Raw genomic sequence first — 17,016 nt, 5'->3', positions numbered from 1 at the left:
AGTTGTGCATACGGTGTATGTAAATCAGATGTTTAGACACCTCTAATTTACTAAATACCAATAATATGCGCAACTTTTTCTTCATAAAAGTTTTATGCCTTTAATTCCACCAACGGGTTATACATTAAAAAATACAGTACTACACAAGTGCATCTCAGAAAAAGAAAAGCTACCTGCTACCGCCGGTTGCCTACTTCGGGAAGCACGTTGCAAAGATAATTATTTTAAGAAAAAGGGAAAAACTGACAAAAGAAATCTTGAGACTTTAAAACAGTTTGCTACGGCGAATAACGTCTGTTCCTTAGAGCCTGTCGCACAAATGTACGACAGGCTCTAATTCTAATATAGAGGAAGCGTCCTTCTAAAGTATAAGCATGTTGGTGCTTATACCTTTGAGATTTGCTTCTTATATAGTACGGATACGGAGATACTTCACCTGCCGGTAATGTCATTCACAAAGACCGGTTGCTCCCCTCACATTCGTCCCCTGCACAACCTCCTCTTAACATACATCCATCTGTAGCCGACAACAAGACAAAAGCAGAGAAGAAATCCCCGAAATCAATGAAAAAGACTCTCAAAAAAGGCCTAAAATACTTCGAAACCATTTATATTTTCGAGCATTTCCAAGCCTAACAAATAGTTGTATTACAGCATATTAGTATTTTCATTCATTTATAAAAAGATTCCAAGTCCACTCAGGTACACATAAACACTCTACTTTTGCAGCAAACCAAATTTCAAGTATCATGAAGCGAATAATTCTTCTTATCATGGCTGTATTCAGTTTATTCGGTTGGCACAGTGCCGCCCGAGCAGCAAACATCGAAAAAATGGCGCCCACATTCTGGTGGGCAGGGATGAAAAACCCAGAGTTACAAATTTTGTTGTATGGCAAAGACATTGCCTCGTCCGATGTGACCATTTCCAGTCAGGATGTCATTCTGAAAGAAGTGGTAAAACAGGCCAATCCTAATTACCTCTTGCTGTACGTAGACTTGTCGGAAGCTGCCCCCCAGACTTTCAACATTGTACTGAAAAAAGGTAAAAAGACAACTACCGTCCCCTACGAGTTGAAGCAACGCACGCGCAAAGGGGAAGACATCGAGGGATTCACAGCACAAGATGTGCTATACCTCATCATGCCCGACCGTTTTGCCAACGGCGACCCCAGTAACGATGTCGTAGAAGGCATGCTGGAAAACAAAGTAGACCGTAATGAGCAATATGCCCGCCATGGTGGAGACCTGAAAGGCATTGAAGACCACTTGGACTACATTGCCGATTTGGGCGTAACGGCCATCTGGCTGAACCCTACCCAGGAAAACGATATGCCCGATGGCTCTTACCACGGTTATGCCATCACCGATTATTACCAGATAGACAGGAGGTTCGGCAACAACGGCGAATTTAAACAACTGGTAGACAAGGCCCACGCCAAAGGTCTGAAGGTGGTAATGGACATGATTTTCAACCACTGTGGCAGCGAGAACTACCTGTTCAAAGACCGCCCCTCTGATGATTGGTTCAACTTCAAATCGCACTTTGTACCTACTTCGTATAAAACGGCCAGCGTGCAAGATATCCATGCCGCAGACTACGAACGAAAAATAGCCACCGACGGGTGGTTCACACAGGTTATGCCCGACCTGAACCAACGCAACCGCCACGTGGCCCGGTATCTCATACAAAGCAGCATCTGGTGGATAGAATTTGCCGGCATCAACGGCATCCGCCAAGATACACACCCGTATGCCGACTTCGACTTCATGGCTGAATGGTGCAAAGAAGTATTGGAAGAATATCCCAACTTCAATATCGTGGGCGAAACATGGCTGAACAGTAACGTATTGGTATCTTTCTGGCAGAAAGACAGCAAACTGGCAGCTCCGCGCAACTCTAATCTCCCCACAGTAATGGATTTCCCACTGCAGGGACTGATGAACAAGGCTTTCGATGAGGAAACTACCGACTGGGCAGGCGGCCTCTACTGGCTGTACGACTACATTACGCAAGACCTGGTCTATGCCAACCCAATGAATCTGCTCACTTTCCTCGACAATCACGACACTTCGCGTTTCTACACCTGGGAAGAACAGACCAAAAACATCACACGCTACAAGCAGGCATTGCTTTATTTGCTCACGACACGAGGCATTCCGCAAATTTATTATGGTACGGAGATTCTGATGCCGGGCGATAAGGGCGAGGGAGACGGCACACTACGCAGGGATTTCCCCGGCGGATGGACTGGCGACAAGACCAACTGCTTTACCAGAGAAGGACGTACCAAGTTACAGAACGAAGCCTTTGACTACACCCGCAAGCTGCTGAACTGGCGCAAAGGAAACGAAGCTGTCGGCAAAGGTACCCTGAAGCATTTTTCTATTGCTAACGGCACGTATGTGTACGAACGAAAGTACGGCAACCAATCGGCTGTCATCATCATGAATGGCACGGATAAACCTCAAGAACTGGACTTGACGCCCTATAAAGAAATACTTCCGAAAGCCCAGGCTACTGATGTTTTGAGCGGAAAGACCATCAATCTGAAAGGGAAACTGTCGCTCAAGCAACGCGAATCGCTACTGCTCTGTTTCTAAAAAGTTTCTATTTTACCAAAACAGCTTTTTATACAAACAGTTTATACACAAGCTATTGAATAAGAAAACAAACTTAATTCATTTATATTTTAATTTCAACCGGATAAGGAAGATTCTGAAATGTCTAATTTCGCCATCGGTATAACCCGAAAGGGAATCGTACCTTAATCCTTTTAATACCACGAGACAGTATGAACCTAAAAAGAAAACTTACCATCACAGCCCTATGCTGTAGTGCCGTCTTTGCCCAAGCGCAAAAGCTAACCTCACCGGACGGCAATCTAGTGATGAACTTCAGCCTGAACCAGGCAGGTGCACCAACCTATGAATTGTACTACAAAAACCAAACAGTTATCAAACCCAGTACATTGGGATTGGAACTGAAAAAAGAAGATGCCGACAAAAAAACGGACTTCGAATGGACAGAGATGAGTGACAAAGAAAAAAGCAGGCTGGATTCGAAAGCCAACCTGATGAATGGCTTTGTCATCAAAGACACGCAAACTGCAACTTTCGATGAAACATGGAAACCCGTATGGGGCGAAGAAAGCGAAATACGCAACCATTACAATGAACTGGCGGTAACACTGAACCAACCGGACAACGAACGTTACATCATCATCCGCTTCCGGCTGTTCAACGACGGCTTGGGCTTCCGCTACGAATTTCCACAACAGAAGAACCTGAACTATTTCGTCATCAAAGAAGAACATAGCCAGTTTGCCATGACAGGTGACCACACTGCCTATTGGATTCCGGGCGATTACGATACGCAAGAGTATGATTACACCATCTCCCGCCTTTCCGAAATCCGAAAGCTGATGAAAGATGCCGTCACCCCTAATTCGTCGCAGACTGTATTCTCACCCACCGGTGTACAGACTGCTTTGCTGATGAAAACAGACGATGGACTCTATATAAACCTGCATGAAGCAGCCTTGGTAGATTATTCCTGCATGAGTCTTAATCTGGACGATAAGAACATGATATTCGAATCTTGGCTGACACCAGATGCCAAAGGCGACAAGGGATATATGCAGACACCATGTCATTCGCCTTGGCGCACCATTATCGTAAGCGATGATGCACGAAACATTCTGGCCTCACGTATTACACTCAACTTGAACGAGCCTTGTAAGTATGCCGATACTTCGTGGATCAAACCGGTGAAATATGTAGGTATCTGGTGGGACATGATTACCAATAAAGGTACATGGGCCTATACGGATGATGTGTATAGCGTAAAACTGGGAGAAACAGATTATACCCAAACCACCCACAACGGTAAACACTCGGCCAATACTGCCAATGTGAAACGCTACATCGACTTTGCCGCCGAACATGGTTTTGATGCCGTATTGGTGGAAGGCTGGAACGAAGGATGGGAAGACTGGTTCGGAAAAAGCAAAGACTATGTTTTCGACTTTGTGACACCCTATCCGGACTTTGATGTGAAAGAAATCCATCGCTATGCAGAAAGTAAAGGAGTTAAAATGATGATGCACCATGAAACATCCTCATCCGTACGCAATTATGAACGACACATGGACAAAGCCTACCGCTTTATGGTGGAAAACGGATACAATTCGGTAAAAAGCGGCTACGTGGGCGACATTATTCCACGCGGCGAACACCACTACGGACAATGGATGGTGAACCACTACCTCTATGCTGTAACCAAGGCTGCCGAATATAAAATTATGGTCAATGCACACGAAGCTGTACGCCCCACCGGTCTGTGCCGCACTTACCCCAATCTGATTGGCAATGAATCGGCCCGCGGTACAGAATATGAATCATTTGGCGGTAACAAAGTATATCATACGACTATACTTCCGTTTACCCGTCTCATTGGCGGACCGATGGATTATACACCCGGCATCTTCGAGATGGATTGCAGCAAAATAAATCCGGGCAACACTTCACACGTCCGTTCAACTCTGGCTCGCCAACTGGCCTTGTATGTCACAATGTACAGCCCCCTGCAAATGGCAGCCGACATTCCTGAGAACTATGAACGCTTCATGGATGCTTTCCAATTTATCAAAGACGTAGCCATCGACTGGGATGAAAGCAGATACTTAGAAGCCGAACCGGGCGAATATATTACTATTGCCCGCCGGGCCAAAGGTACGGACGACTGGTACGTGGGCTGTACAGCGGGCTATAACGGTCATGAGTCAGACCTCCGCTTGGATTTTCTTACTCCGGGTAAGAAGTATGAAGCTACTATTTACGCAGATGCCAAAGATGCCCATTGGGAAACAAATCCGCAAGCTTACACCATTACCAAGAAGAAAGTAACCAGCAAAAGCAAGCTGAAGCTGAAAGCAGCCGTGGGCGGCGGATATGCCATCTCCATCAAAGAGGTGAAATGAAGAAATAAAATAGTAAAAGCTGGTAAAAAGATTGTAGTCTTCAATGGGTAACTTCTTTCCTCTCCCCCTCCCTTACGGGACGAGAGGAAAGATTTAAAGAGAAACAACCAAATCAATTTAATACAAACTTCAATTTAATCATCATGAAAGTAAGAATTCTAAGAAGTTCAGGCAAGTTCCTATTACTATGGGTAGTGGGTATCTTGCTTTCTGTGCAGGCCTTTGCCCAAAGCATCACGGTCAAAGGCATTGTGAAGGATGAGACCGGACTGGGTGTCATCGGAGCAAGCGTCCAGATTAAAGGTACCACCAACGGTGCCATTACTGACCTGGACGGCAATTTTACCTTCCAAGCCAAAAAAGGTGACATCATTGTCATCAGTTACATCGGCTACAAAACCGTAGAACTGCCAGCTGAAGAGCAAATGAATGTCATCTTGAAAGAAGACACTGAAATGCTGGACGAAGTCGTAGTCATTGGTTATGGCTCGGTGAAGAAGAGCGACTTGAGCGGTTCGGTAGTAGCTATTGAAGCAGAAGAAATCAACCGCGGTGCAGTAACTTCTCCGCAGGAACTGATGCAAGGCAAGGTTCCGGGCCTCAGTGTAACGAGCGGCGACGGCGGCCCGGGTTCAGGTTCTACCATTCGTATCCGTAGCGGCGCTTCTCTGAACGCCAGCAATGACCCGCTGATCGTCATTGATGGTGTACCTGTATCTAACGATGCAGCTCCCGGAACCCCCAACGCCTTAGCAACCATCAACCCGAACGACATTGCAACATTCACCGTGTTGAAGGATGCTTCTGCAACAGCAATCTACGGTTCGCGCGCATCCAACGGTGTCATTATCATCACCACGAAGAAGGGTGCAGAGGGTAAAATCAAGGTGACTTACAACAGCACCTACTCCTTCAAAGACCCATACAAGCGTGTCAATGTAATGGATGGAAATGAGTTTCGCGAAACTATGCTTAGCCAATATGCAGGTACAGATGTATATAGCACCATTGAAAGTCAGTTGAACATGTATCCTGGTGTCTCGACCGACTGGCAGGATGAAATCTTCCAAGCTGGTTTAGGTACAGACCAGAACATTGCCGTATCGGGCAAAGCAGGATTCATGCCTTTCCGTGTATCTTTCGGCTACAATAAAGAACGCGGTACGCTGAAAACTTCCGACTACGAGCGTTACACAGGTGCCATCAACCTCAGCCCTAAGTTCTTTAACGATCACTTGAGCGTGGACATTAACGTCAAGGGTACTATCAACAACAACCGTTTTGCTGACTCAGGCGCCGTAGGTGCTGCCGTTTATTACGACCCTACAAAGCCCGTTTATGCTACCGGCAATTACACAGAAGGTTTAAATGGTTACAACGGTCTCTACGGTCATACCAATACCATCAGAGACAACGACGGAAATATCACCGGATACAGACCAGACGATAATGCTGCAGTCAATCCCTTGTCTCTGCTTTATGATGTGAACAATCAAGGCACCACCAAACGTAGCTTAGGCAACATCCAATTAGACTACAAAATACACGGTTTTGAGGATTTGCGTCTGAATCTGAACTTGGGTTATGACGTTGCCAAAACTACGGGTGACAACTACGTAAATCCAGGCTCATACCAAGCTGTCAAAGACACCGACTTCCCTGGTTTAGGCCAAGGCGGCTCTTGGAGCAACTTGCGCCGTAACCATTTGCTGGACTTCTATGCCAACTACGTACACTACTTCGAGCCTATCAAAAGTAATGTAGACCTGATGGTGGGTTATTCATGGCAGCACTTCTATTACAAGGACTTTACCCAGCAGAAATCCAACGTAGCTACCGGTCAATATGAAGGCATAAGTGCACCTGCAGGCTGGACCTGGAACGAAAGCGAACAACGTTACTACCGTGATGACAGCAGCGCTAATCCGTATGAAAACTACCTGGTATCTTTCTTCGGACGTTTGAACTACAACCTGATGGACCGTTACTTGCTCACCGCTACCTTGCGCCGAGACGGTTCTTCACGGTTCAGCGAGAATAACCGTTGGGGTATGTTCCCATCTGTCGCACTGGCATGGAGCATTATCAATGAAAGGTTCATGAACAATACCCGCAACGTACTTTCCAACTTAAAACTTCGTTTAGGTTATGGTATCACCGGCCAGCAGGACATAGGCGACTATATGTATCTTACAAAATACGTGTTCAGTACCAACAATAATACAATGTACAACGGTTCTTACCTTCTGAAACCGGACGGTTACAGCCCCGACCTGAAGTGGGAAGAAACGCACACATACAACGTGGCAGTTGACTACGGTTTCTTGAATAACCGCATCAATGGTAGCCTGGAATTCTACGTAAAGAAGACCAAAGACCTGCTGAATACAGTAAGTGCGCCTGCAGGCACAAACTTTACCAACCAAATCACTGCCAACGTGGGCGAGATGGAAAACAAAGGCGTAGAGTTCAACATCAATGCCGTGCCCATCCAAACGAAAGACTTCTCTTGGACGATTGGTTACAATATCACTTGGAACGACAGTAAGATTACAAAACTGACAGCCAATTACAATCCTGATTACGAAGGCATTGTGGCTTCTACGGTAAGTTTCGGCACCAACACTCCCGTGGCCAGACATCAGGTAGGACATGCCCCCTACACCTTCTGGCTCTTCGAACAGGTATATGATGAAAACGGCAAACCTATACAGGGAGCAATCGTAGACCGCAACGGGAACGGCGCCATTGACGACGGAGACCGCTACTTCACCGGCAAAAGTCCACTGGCTGACGTCTATATGGGCTTCAGTTCACAATTCCAATGGAAAAATTGGGATTTGGGCTTCAACCTCCGCGCCAGCCTCGGCAATTATGCTTTCAACTCACAGACAGCCGAACACGGCACGTATGCCAACTATGGCGGTCTGGGCACACTGAGCAACCACAACAAAGAAGCATTGGAACAGACCGGTGGATTTCGCTACACCCACAGCAGCGTAGAAAGCCAACTGACCGACCTCTATCTGGAAAATGCCTCTTACCTGAAGATGGATAACATCACAGTAGGTTACTCGTTCGATAAATTCTTTACCGAGAAACTTTCAGGACGTATCAGCTTCAGCGTACAAAACGTATTCACCATCACGAAATATTCGGGAATCGACCCCGAAATACCGGGAGTCAATGGTGTAGACGGCAATATGTGGCCACGTCCACGCACATATACTTTAGGACTTAATCTTAACTTTTAATACACATTAGACTATTATGAAACTGAAACATATTGCAATATCCTTGCTGGGGACCGGATTATTGACTACAACCAGCTGCGTTAACGATCTTGACGTATTTCCGTTGGATCCTGATATTACGACCTCCAACAAAGCGTATGACAGTGCCGAAAGCTATACTCAGGCTCTGAACAAAATTTATTCCGTATGGGCACTCTCCGGACAAGACGGTGCCGGTTCGTCCGACATCAGTGGTCTGGATGCCGGTAATACCGTGCTGTTGCGCTGCTGGTTTACCCTACAGACTTGCCCCACCGATGAGACAAAGAACGCATGGGGCGATGCATGGGTATCGTCTATGAACTCCATGACGTGGACCACAGCTCAGGTGGAATCAATTGAAGGTGCTTACCAACGCGGCATGTACATCGTGGCTTTGGTTAATGACTTTATGAACAACATCGGCAATGCACCGGCTGAAATCAACCAGGCACAGTATGCTGCCGAAGCACGGTTCTGCCGGGCATTGGCCTACTATTCACTGATGGATTTGTTCGGACGTCCTCCCTTCATTACAGAATCCAACTACTCATTAAATCCCAGTCAGCTTGCCACACGCGCCGACTACTTCAACTGGATTGAAAGCGAACTGCTGGATATTTATGACGACCTGCCCGGACAAGGCGAATACGGACATGCCGGACAAGCAGCTGTAGACGCCCTGCTATCACGCATGTATCTTAATGCAGAAGTCTATACAGGCACACCGCGTTATGATGACTGCATCGCACGCTGTAACAATGTCATCAACGCCGGTTATAGCTTGGCCGACAACTACGACGAACTGTTCATGGCTAACAACGGCGAAAACTCTACAGCCTCCAAAGAAATCATCTTTCCCATCATGGCAGACGGTGAAACAACCCAATCTTATGGCATCGGTGCCATTATACTGGGCACACGTGCCAGCAGCCCGGAAAGAGCCAGCGGCATTGGTTCCGGATGGGCCGGATTCCGAGGTACCGGTAACTTAGTACGTGTATTTGACTTTCCAAGCACGGACGAAAGCACGTGGACTGACGAAAACATACTGGACAAGCGTGGCATCTTTTACAGCGGCAGCAAGAGCATAGACATCACCACGTCTTATGCCACATTCGACACGCAAGGCTGGTCGGTATATAAGTTCACTAACCTGAACAGCGACGGAACAGACGGCAAAAATGCTACTTTCCCAGACACAGACTTCCCCCTCTTCCGCTTGGGTGAAATCTACCTGAATTACGCAGAGGCCGTAGCCCGCGGTGGACAGGGAGGCAGCATGGAGCAGGCCGTAACCTACATCAACGAGCTGCGTGCCCGTGGCTATGGTGACCACAGCCATGACATCAGCAGCAGTTGGCTGACGGCTAATGCCAGCATCGGAGGTACCACCAGCAGCGTACAATATGGTAATCTGCTGAACGAACGCCAACGCGAAATGTATTTTGAATGTACACGCCGCACAGACCTTATCCGATTTGGACTATTCACATCGGGCAACTATCTGTGGGTTGAGAAAGGAGGTACACCCACCGGTGTGGCCGTGGACGACCGTTACAACCTCTACCCCATTCCCACTACGGACCTGAGCGTAAACGGCAATCTGGAACAAAATCCCGGTTATTAATTCAATGATTAATTTCTAACAAGAAAAAATTATGAAAAGACTACTCAATTATATACCCGTACTTGGGGTAGCGTTGGCCTTTACAGCCTGCGAAAGCGACCTCGACGGAGTAACCTACAATGCAGAAAATGCACAGGCAGCTGTATTAGAGGCACCGGCTACGACCAGCTATGTATTAGAATCACGCAACTCGGAGAATGTAGCCTTCACACTGACATGGACGAAACCCGACTTCGGCTACAACGCCATTGTCACCACCAACATTGATTTCGACCTGGCAGGAAACAACTTTGCCAATGCCGTGCAACTGGCATCGGTGACCACCGCCGAGTCGCAAGACATTCAAGTAGGAGCCCTGAACACCAACATCCTCACCCTGCTACGCAACCAGGGTATAGAAGAAGATTACAGTGCTCGTGACTTTGAAATCCGTCTGTCTTCATCCATATCGAATGCGTCCACACCGCTCTACTCGAATGTAATCACGCTGAATATTCAGCCATATAGTGCCGACATACAATATCCGGAAGTATACGTCATCGGTGACTACAGCAGCTGGGGATGGGATACGGCACAATCTCTGTTCAGCTTCAGCGAAGATGGAGTAAACTTTGAAGGAGTAATAGACTTCAATACTTCTACCGGTGGAGGATTCAAGTTGACAGGAGCTACCAACTGGGATAACGGAAACTGGGGTCTGGATGGCTCTGCTGCCGCACCCGATGCAGAGGCTGCCAGCATCACACTGATTAACGACGGCGGTTCAGGCAATATCAGCTGCTATAGCCACCGGTTCTATCGCTTCCAGTTCAATAACTCGACATTGGTGCTGACTAACAACTTAAGCTTCGATGCTTTGTATTTGGTAGGAAGCGCAAGTGGTCTGACATGGGATACCTCGGTATCGGAAAACATCATGAAATTCGATGCAGAAAAACAGAGGTTCTATATAGACTATACGTTTGCCGCCAACGACGAGATTAAGTTCCTGACCGATAACGGCACTTGGTTTGGAGGTACAAGCGATGGCGGACTCAATACCCAGGATAACATCAAGGTTACTACAGCTGGCAATTATCGAATCTATGTTAATTTGAATAACTCAAGCAACATGACGTATGAACTGAATGCAGAAGACTACGGTGCTGAATAATATCTTGTCAGCATAAACTTTAGAAAAGACACTGTCCAACAATTAAGACAGTGTCTTTTTCTTTTAAGAAAGAGACATTCCCTCACAAAAAAGCATACGCATCCTGTCCCATCTAACAAACTGTAATTTAACCGATTACTTCTTAGCAATTGGCAATCGGCTTCTTAGCGCTCGGAAACGTGCTTCCAATAGCTTAAAGATTTTCTCAAAAGACCTTTCATCACAATCATGACCACAAAAACAGAACAACTGATACACATAGACCACAAAAAACAGAATGCTTTCTACTTTTTTGTTCATAGAAGCACCAAAAGCAGATTTTTTATCCTACCTTTGCGACATTGCAAAAAACAAAGCGCTTATGACACTGGAAGGATTACACGAAAGATATGTTAACTTCTATACCGATTTCGCTTTTAAAAAGCTTTTCGGTACAGAAGCCAATAAAGAATTGCTACGCAGTTTTCTCAACTCACTATTGGACGGTCAGGAAGTCATTACCAGTCTAAGCTATCTGAACAGCGAACAACTGGGCACGCAAGAAACAGACCGGAAGGCCGTTTTCGATGTATATTGTGAAAATGAAAACGGAGAAAAATTCTTAGTGGAAATGCAAAAAGCCGAACAGCAGTTCTTTAAAGACCGCAGCATTTTCTATTCAACCTTTCCGATAAGAGAACAGGCACAACGGGGTGACTGGAATTACCAGTTAAAAGCGGTCTACACCATTGGCATCCTGAACTTTTCTTTCGATGACAGCGACCCAAACTATTTCCACCACGAAGTGAAACTGATGGACACCCGAACCAAGAAAGTCTTTTATGACAAACTGACATTTATCTACTTGGAGATGCCTAAATTTACGAAAACAGAAGAAGAATTAGTGACTATGTCTGACAAATGGCTTTATGCCATCCGCCACTTACCGGCCCTCTGGGACCGTCCTAAAGCTTTAAGGGAAAAAATATTTGAGCAATTCTTCAGTGCCGCAGAAATAGCCAGATTCAACACCTGCGAAAAAATAGAATATGAAGAAAGCTTAAAAGCCTTCAGAGACTGGTATAGCGTACTCTCTACCGCTCAAAATAAAGGCTATTCGGAAGGATTAGAAAAAGGAATGGCCGAGGGAATGGAAAAAGGAATGGCCAAAGGAATGGAAAAGGGAGAAAAGAACAAAGCTCTTTCCATTGCTCAAGAAATGTTTGCCGATGGAGTTCCTTTGTCAACTATATCCCGATACACCCATCTACCCTTAGAAATCCTACAACAACTCCTGACAAAAGAATAAATAAACATAAGTTATGACAGAGAATAAAAACAACAGAACCATTACATGGATAGTTGGCGGCATTCTTATATTGCTGTTAGCTGGCGTCAGCGTTCTTTTAATATCAGAAAAGAAAGTAAACAAGGAACTGACGCAAGAGTTTGAATTGGAAAAAGAAGATCTGGAAAACCAATATACCACTTTCGCCAGACAATATGATGAGTTGAAACTGACTGTTTCCAACGATTCGTTGTCCTCGCTACTGGAGCAGGAACAGCTGAAAACGCAACGCTTACTGGAAGAACTGCGCACCGTGAAAAGCAGCAATGCCCGGGAAATACGCCGACTGCGCAATGAACTGGCTACGCTCCGCAAGGTAATGATAAGCTACATTAACCAGATTGATTCGCTGAACCGATTGACAGCCCAACAAAAAGAAATCATTGCCGATGTAACACAAAAATACAATGCGGCTTCTGCTACAATCAACAATCTTTCGCAGGAAAAGAAAGCATTGAACCAGAAGGTTACGCTCGCTGCCCAATTGGATGCTACCGCCATTGAAGTAACTCCATTGAATAAACGCAATAAGAGAACAAAACGGACCAAAAATATTGTACAGCTAAAAATAGACTTTGTCATCTCAAAGAACATTACAGCACAAACAGGAGAGAAGACTCTTTATGTACGCATTACCAAGCCAGACAATGATGTGTTGACTAAAAACGATGCGGATGTATTCGCCTATGAGAACCGGAATTTACGCTACTCAATAAAGAAATATATTGAATACACCGGCGAAGAACAGCCAGTTACTGTTTATTGGGATGTAGAAGAATTTCTTTACGCAGGTACCTATCGCATAGATATATTTACCGACGGGAATCTGATAGGAAGTCAGAATTTCAGCCTCAACTAAAAAAACTTAATTTATTTTGAAGAATCATTGAAAGAACATACATTTGCCCCGTTGCCTATGCAACTGTTTGTTGTTTGACGAACAATTTGCTGGCAATATTGTTACTTAGGCAAATGTATGAATTCAATGAAAAAACTCTTTTGTATCATCGGTTTAACGTGTGCAGTATGGTCTTTGCCAGCCCAAGAGACACTCAGCTTGGATAGTTGTCGTGCATTGGCGCTTGCCAACAACAAAGAACTACTGATCAGCCACGAGAAAATCAACGCTGCCCATTACCAGCAGAAGGCCGCTTTTACCAACTTTCTCCCCAAAATATCTGCAGCGGGTGGATATATGCGTACCAGTCGTGAACTCTCCCTGCTGAGTGATGCACAAAAAAGCACACTCTCAGGGTTGGGCACTTCATTGGGAACCCCTCTGCAAGAAGCGGCACAAATCATTTCGCAAATTTATCCCGAATTAAGCGGTCCTCTTTCTGCTCTCGGACAAAGCCTTACAGGGGCGCTAAATAATGCAGGCAGTGCCGTAGTCGATGCATTCCGTACAGATACACGCAATATGTATGCTGGAGCATTGACACTGACCCAACCTCTTTATATGGGTGGCAAAATACGGGCATACAATAAAATTACGAAATATGCTGAAGCTTTGGCACGTCAGCAACACGACAGCGGTATGCAGGAAGTAATCTTAAGTACCGACCAGGCCTATTGGCAAGTAGTTTCATTGGCCAATAAGAAAAAGTTGGCAGAGGGATACCTGAAACTGCTTCAAAAATTAGAAAGCGATATTGAAAAAATGAAAGCCGAAGGGATAGCTACCAAAGCGGATGTACTATCCGTCAAAGTCAAGGTTAATGAAGCAGAAATGACCTTAACCAAAGTAGACGATGGACTGACTCTTTCGCGAATGCTACTCTGCCAACTGTGCGGACTTGACCTTTCTTCGACTTTCACTTTGGCAGACGAAAAGGAAGAAGACCTTTCTCCTGCAGCTGTCCCCACACACGACATCGACATCAATGCCGTGTATGAAAATCGACCGGAAATACGCAGCTTGGAACTGGCCAACCACATCTATCAGCAAAAGATAAAACTAACGCGGGCAGATTACCTTCCTTCCATAGCCCTGATTGGAGGGTATATGGCTACTAATCCTTCGGTATTCAACAGCTTCGAAAAGAAGTTCAAAGGAATGTGGAATGTGGGCGTTACCGTTTCTCTGCCAATATGGCATTGGGGAGAAGGTATGTATAAAGTGAAATCTGCCAAATCGGAAGCACGCATTGCCCAATACCAATTGCAAGATGCCAAAGAGAAGATAGAACTACAAGTTAACCAAACAGCTTTTCAAGTAAATGAGGCAGCAAAGAAACTTACAATGGCAGAAAAGAACTTGGAAAAAGCCAACGAGAACCTACGCTATGCCACATTAGGATTTGAAGAAGGAGTTATCCCGGCCAGCAATGTATTAGAGGCTCACACCGCCTGGCTGTCTGCACAATCAGAAAAGATTGATGCACAAATTGACGTTAAACTGACCGAAGTTTACTTGAAGAAGGCCATGGGACAACTGGCTATTGGTAATTAAATACAGAAAACTGAATTAAAATATAGCAAGAATATGAACTTAAAATCACAAAACAGCAATATGATTCTGGCCTTTCTCACATTGCTGGGAGTCGTGGCCATAGTAGCATTGGTAGGATTCTTTGCTTTGCGCAAAGGACCGGAAATAGTACAAGGACAAGCCGAAGTTACAGAATACCGCATATCGAGCAAAGTACCGGGACGTATTCTGACTTTCTGCGTCAAAGAAGGACAAACGGTGCAAGCTGGAGACACATTGGCCATACTGGAAGCACCCGATGTGCAAGCGAAATTGGAACAGGCCAAAGCCGCAGAAGCCGCTGCACAGGCTCAAAATGAAAAAGCCCAAAAAGGTGCCCGGCACGAACAAGTACAAGCCGCCTATGAAATGTGGCAAAAAGCTCAGGCCGGATTGTCAATAGCCGAAAAATCTTATAACCGCATCAGGAATCTTTATGAGCAAGGCGTTATGTCTGCCCAAAAATTAGATGAAATAACGGCTCAGCGTGATGCTGCCAGAGCCACCGAAAAAGCTGCCAAGGCCCAATATGACATGGCAAAAAACGGAGCTGAACGCGAAGATAAGGCTGCCGCAGCTGCTTTAGTGGAACGAGCCAAAGGAGCTGTTGCTGAAGTCGAATCATACATAAAAGAAACTGTGCTCACTGCGCAAAGCGCCGGCGAGGTGTCTGAGATTTTCCCTAAAATGGGTGAACTCGTAGGAACCGGAGCTCCCATTATGAACATAGCCATCATGGAAGATATGTGGGTTACTTTCAATGTTCGCGAAGATTTGCTACAAGGATTGGGAATGGGTAGCGAATTCGAAGCATTTGTACCTGCATTAAACCGCAATATTCGACTGAAAGTATATTATATGAAAGACTTAGGTAGTTATGCTGCCTGGAAAGCAACAAAAACGACCGGCCAATTCGACCTGAAAACCTTTGAGGTCAGAGCAACACCTTTGGAAAAAACAGAAGGTTTACGTCCCGGAATGAGTGTCATTTTGGAGAAATAGCATGAAAGCAAATAATAAATATAAAGCCTTTTGGAACGTAATAAGGCGCGAATGCCACCGGCTGGTTTCGCGTCCGCTCTATTTGTTCTGCATGATAGTGGCGCCGCTTTTCTGCTACATTTTCTTTACCACACTGATGGAATCGGGATTGCCCACTGATATGCCTGTTGGAGTTGTCGACCAAGACCAAACTTCCACCACGCGACAACTGACACGTACTTTGGACGCTTTTCAGCAGAGCAAGGTTATAGCCCACTACCCGACGTTCAATGAAGCGCGTGAAGCCGTGCAGCGGGGGGACATCTATGGTTTCTATTACATCCCCGAAGGCACCACAGCTGAAGCACAGGCACAACGCCGTCCTACTGTATCCTTTTATACCAATAATACATTACTGATAGCCGGCTCATTGCTTTTCAAGGACATGAAAACCATGAGTGAACTTGCATCCGGAGCAGTTGTCCAGGCCACTTTATTGGCCAAAGGAGCTACAGAAGAACAGGCAATGAATTATCTGCAGCCCATTGTGATTGATACCCACCCGCTCAACAACCCGTGGCTCAACTATTCGGTATATCTAAACAACACTTTTGCTCCCGGCGTGCTGATGCTATTGATTTTTATGGTAACGGTATTCTCCATCGGTGTAGAAATCAAAGAACGGACAGCCCGCGAATGGCTGCGCCTTGGGAATAACTCTATCTGGATTTCCTTGGGAGGAAAATTACTGCCTCACACTCTTATTTTCTTTCTGATGGGCATACTTTACAATGTCTACTTATACGGGTTTCTCCATTTCCCGTGCAACAGTGGCATTCTGCCCATGCTGTTTGCCACGCTTTGCCTCGTATTAGCCTCACAGGGCATGGGCATACTGATGATAGGCACGTTGCCGACTCTTCGTCTCGGTTTGAGTTTTGCTTCGCTGTGGGGAGTACTTTCATTCTCCATGTGCGGACTTTCATTTCCCTTGATGGGGATGCACCCCACCCTGCAAGCACTGGCCAATCTTTTCCCGTTGCGGCATTACTTTCTTATTTATGTAGACCAGGCTCTCAATGGTTATCCCATGATATATTCTTGGACAAACTATGTGGCCCTGCTACTGTTCATGCTGCTTCCCTTCCTGGTGGCCCACCGCTTAAAGGGAGCCTTGATTTATTATAAATACGTACCCTGAA

Annotated in this window: 10 protein-coding genes; all 10 read left to right on the top strand. The window is 45.7% G+C overall.

Features of this window, described 5'->3' with window-relative positions; genetic code table 11:
- Positions 1 to 749 precede the first annotated feature (749 nt).
- The 10 genes from B5F34_RS04880 to B5F34_RS04835 all read left to right on the top strand — a co-directional run bounded on the left by B5F34_RS04880 (position 750) and on the right by B5F34_RS04835 (position 17,015).
- Complete coding sequence (locus B5F34_RS04880; RefSeq protein ID WP_087335642.1) at positions 750 to 2,603, top strand: glycoside hydrolase family 13 protein; 1,854 nt, start codon at positions 750 to 752, stop codon at positions 2,601 to 2,603.
- Between the two features lie 191 nt (positions 2,604 to 2,794).
- Positions 2,795 to 4,981 (top strand): glycoside hydrolase family 97 protein, encoded by a 2,187-nt coding sequence (locus tag B5F34_RS04875; RefSeq protein WP_087335639.1) that lies wholly within the window; start codon positions 2,795 to 2,797, stop codon positions 4,979 to 4,981.
- A gap of 143 nt (positions 4,982 to 5,124) precedes the next feature.
- On the top strand, positions 5,125 to 8,235 hold the full coding sequence (locus B5F34_RS04870; RefSeq protein ID WP_087335637.1) for a TonB-dependent receptor: 3,111 nt from the start codon (positions 5,125 to 5,127) through the stop codon (positions 8,233 to 8,235).
- Between the two features lie 16 nt (positions 8,236 to 8,251).
- On the top strand, positions 8,252 to 9,883 hold the full coding sequence (locus B5F34_RS04865) for a RagB/SusD family nutrient uptake outer membrane protein (RefSeq protein WP_087335635.1): 1,632 nt from the start codon (positions 8,252 to 8,254) through the stop codon (positions 9,881 to 9,883).
- 31 nt (positions 9,884 to 9,914) lie between these two features.
- Positions 9,915 to 11,036 (top strand): SusE domain-containing protein, encoded by a 1,122-nt coding sequence (locus tag B5F34_RS04860; protein ID WP_087335634.1) that lies wholly within the window; start codon positions 9,915 to 9,917, stop codon positions 11,034 to 11,036.
- 361 nt (positions 11,037 to 11,397) lie between these two features.
- Positions 11,398 to 12,324, top strand: coding sequence for an Rpn family recombination-promoting nuclease/putative transposase (locus tag B5F34_RS04855; protein WP_087335675.1), 927 nt, complete (start codon positions 11,398 to 11,400; stop codon positions 12,322 to 12,324).
- Between the two features lie 13 nt (positions 12,325 to 12,337).
- A complete protein-coding gene (locus B5F34_RS04850) occupies positions 12,338 to 13,222 on the top strand; it encodes a hypothetical protein (protein ID WP_087335632.1) in 885 nt (294 codons plus the stop codon).
- Positions 13,223 to 13,348: 126 nt separating this feature from the next.
- Positions 13,349 to 14,815: a TolC family protein gene (locus tag B5F34_RS04845; RefSeq protein ID WP_087335672.1), complete on the top strand. Its 1,467-nt coding sequence runs from the start codon at positions 13,349 to 13,351 to the stop codon at positions 14,813 to 14,815.
- Between the two features lie 33 nt (positions 14,816 to 14,848).
- A complete protein-coding gene (locus B5F34_RS04840) occupies positions 14,849 to 15,835 on the top strand; it encodes an HlyD family secretion protein (RefSeq protein ID WP_087335630.1) in 987 nt (328 codons plus the stop codon).
- Position 15,836: 1 nt separating this feature from the next.
- The gene (locus B5F34_RS04835; RefSeq protein WP_087335628.1) at positions 15,837 to 17,015 is read left to right on the top strand and encodes an ABC transporter permease; all 1,179 of its coding nucleotides are present in this window, start codon (positions 15,837 to 15,839) and stop codon (positions 17,013 to 17,015) included.
- The last annotated feature ends 1 nt before the right edge of the window (position 17,016 follow it).

The organism is Mediterranea sp. An20 (assembly GCF_002160055.1).
GTDB classification, from domain to species: domain Bacteria; phylum Bacteroidota; class Bacteroidia; order Bacteroidales; family Bacteroidaceae; genus Bacteroides; species Bacteroides avicola.
The sequence above is the reverse complement of the archived record's forward strand: the minus strand, read 5'-3'. Positions and strand labels throughout refer to the sequence as shown.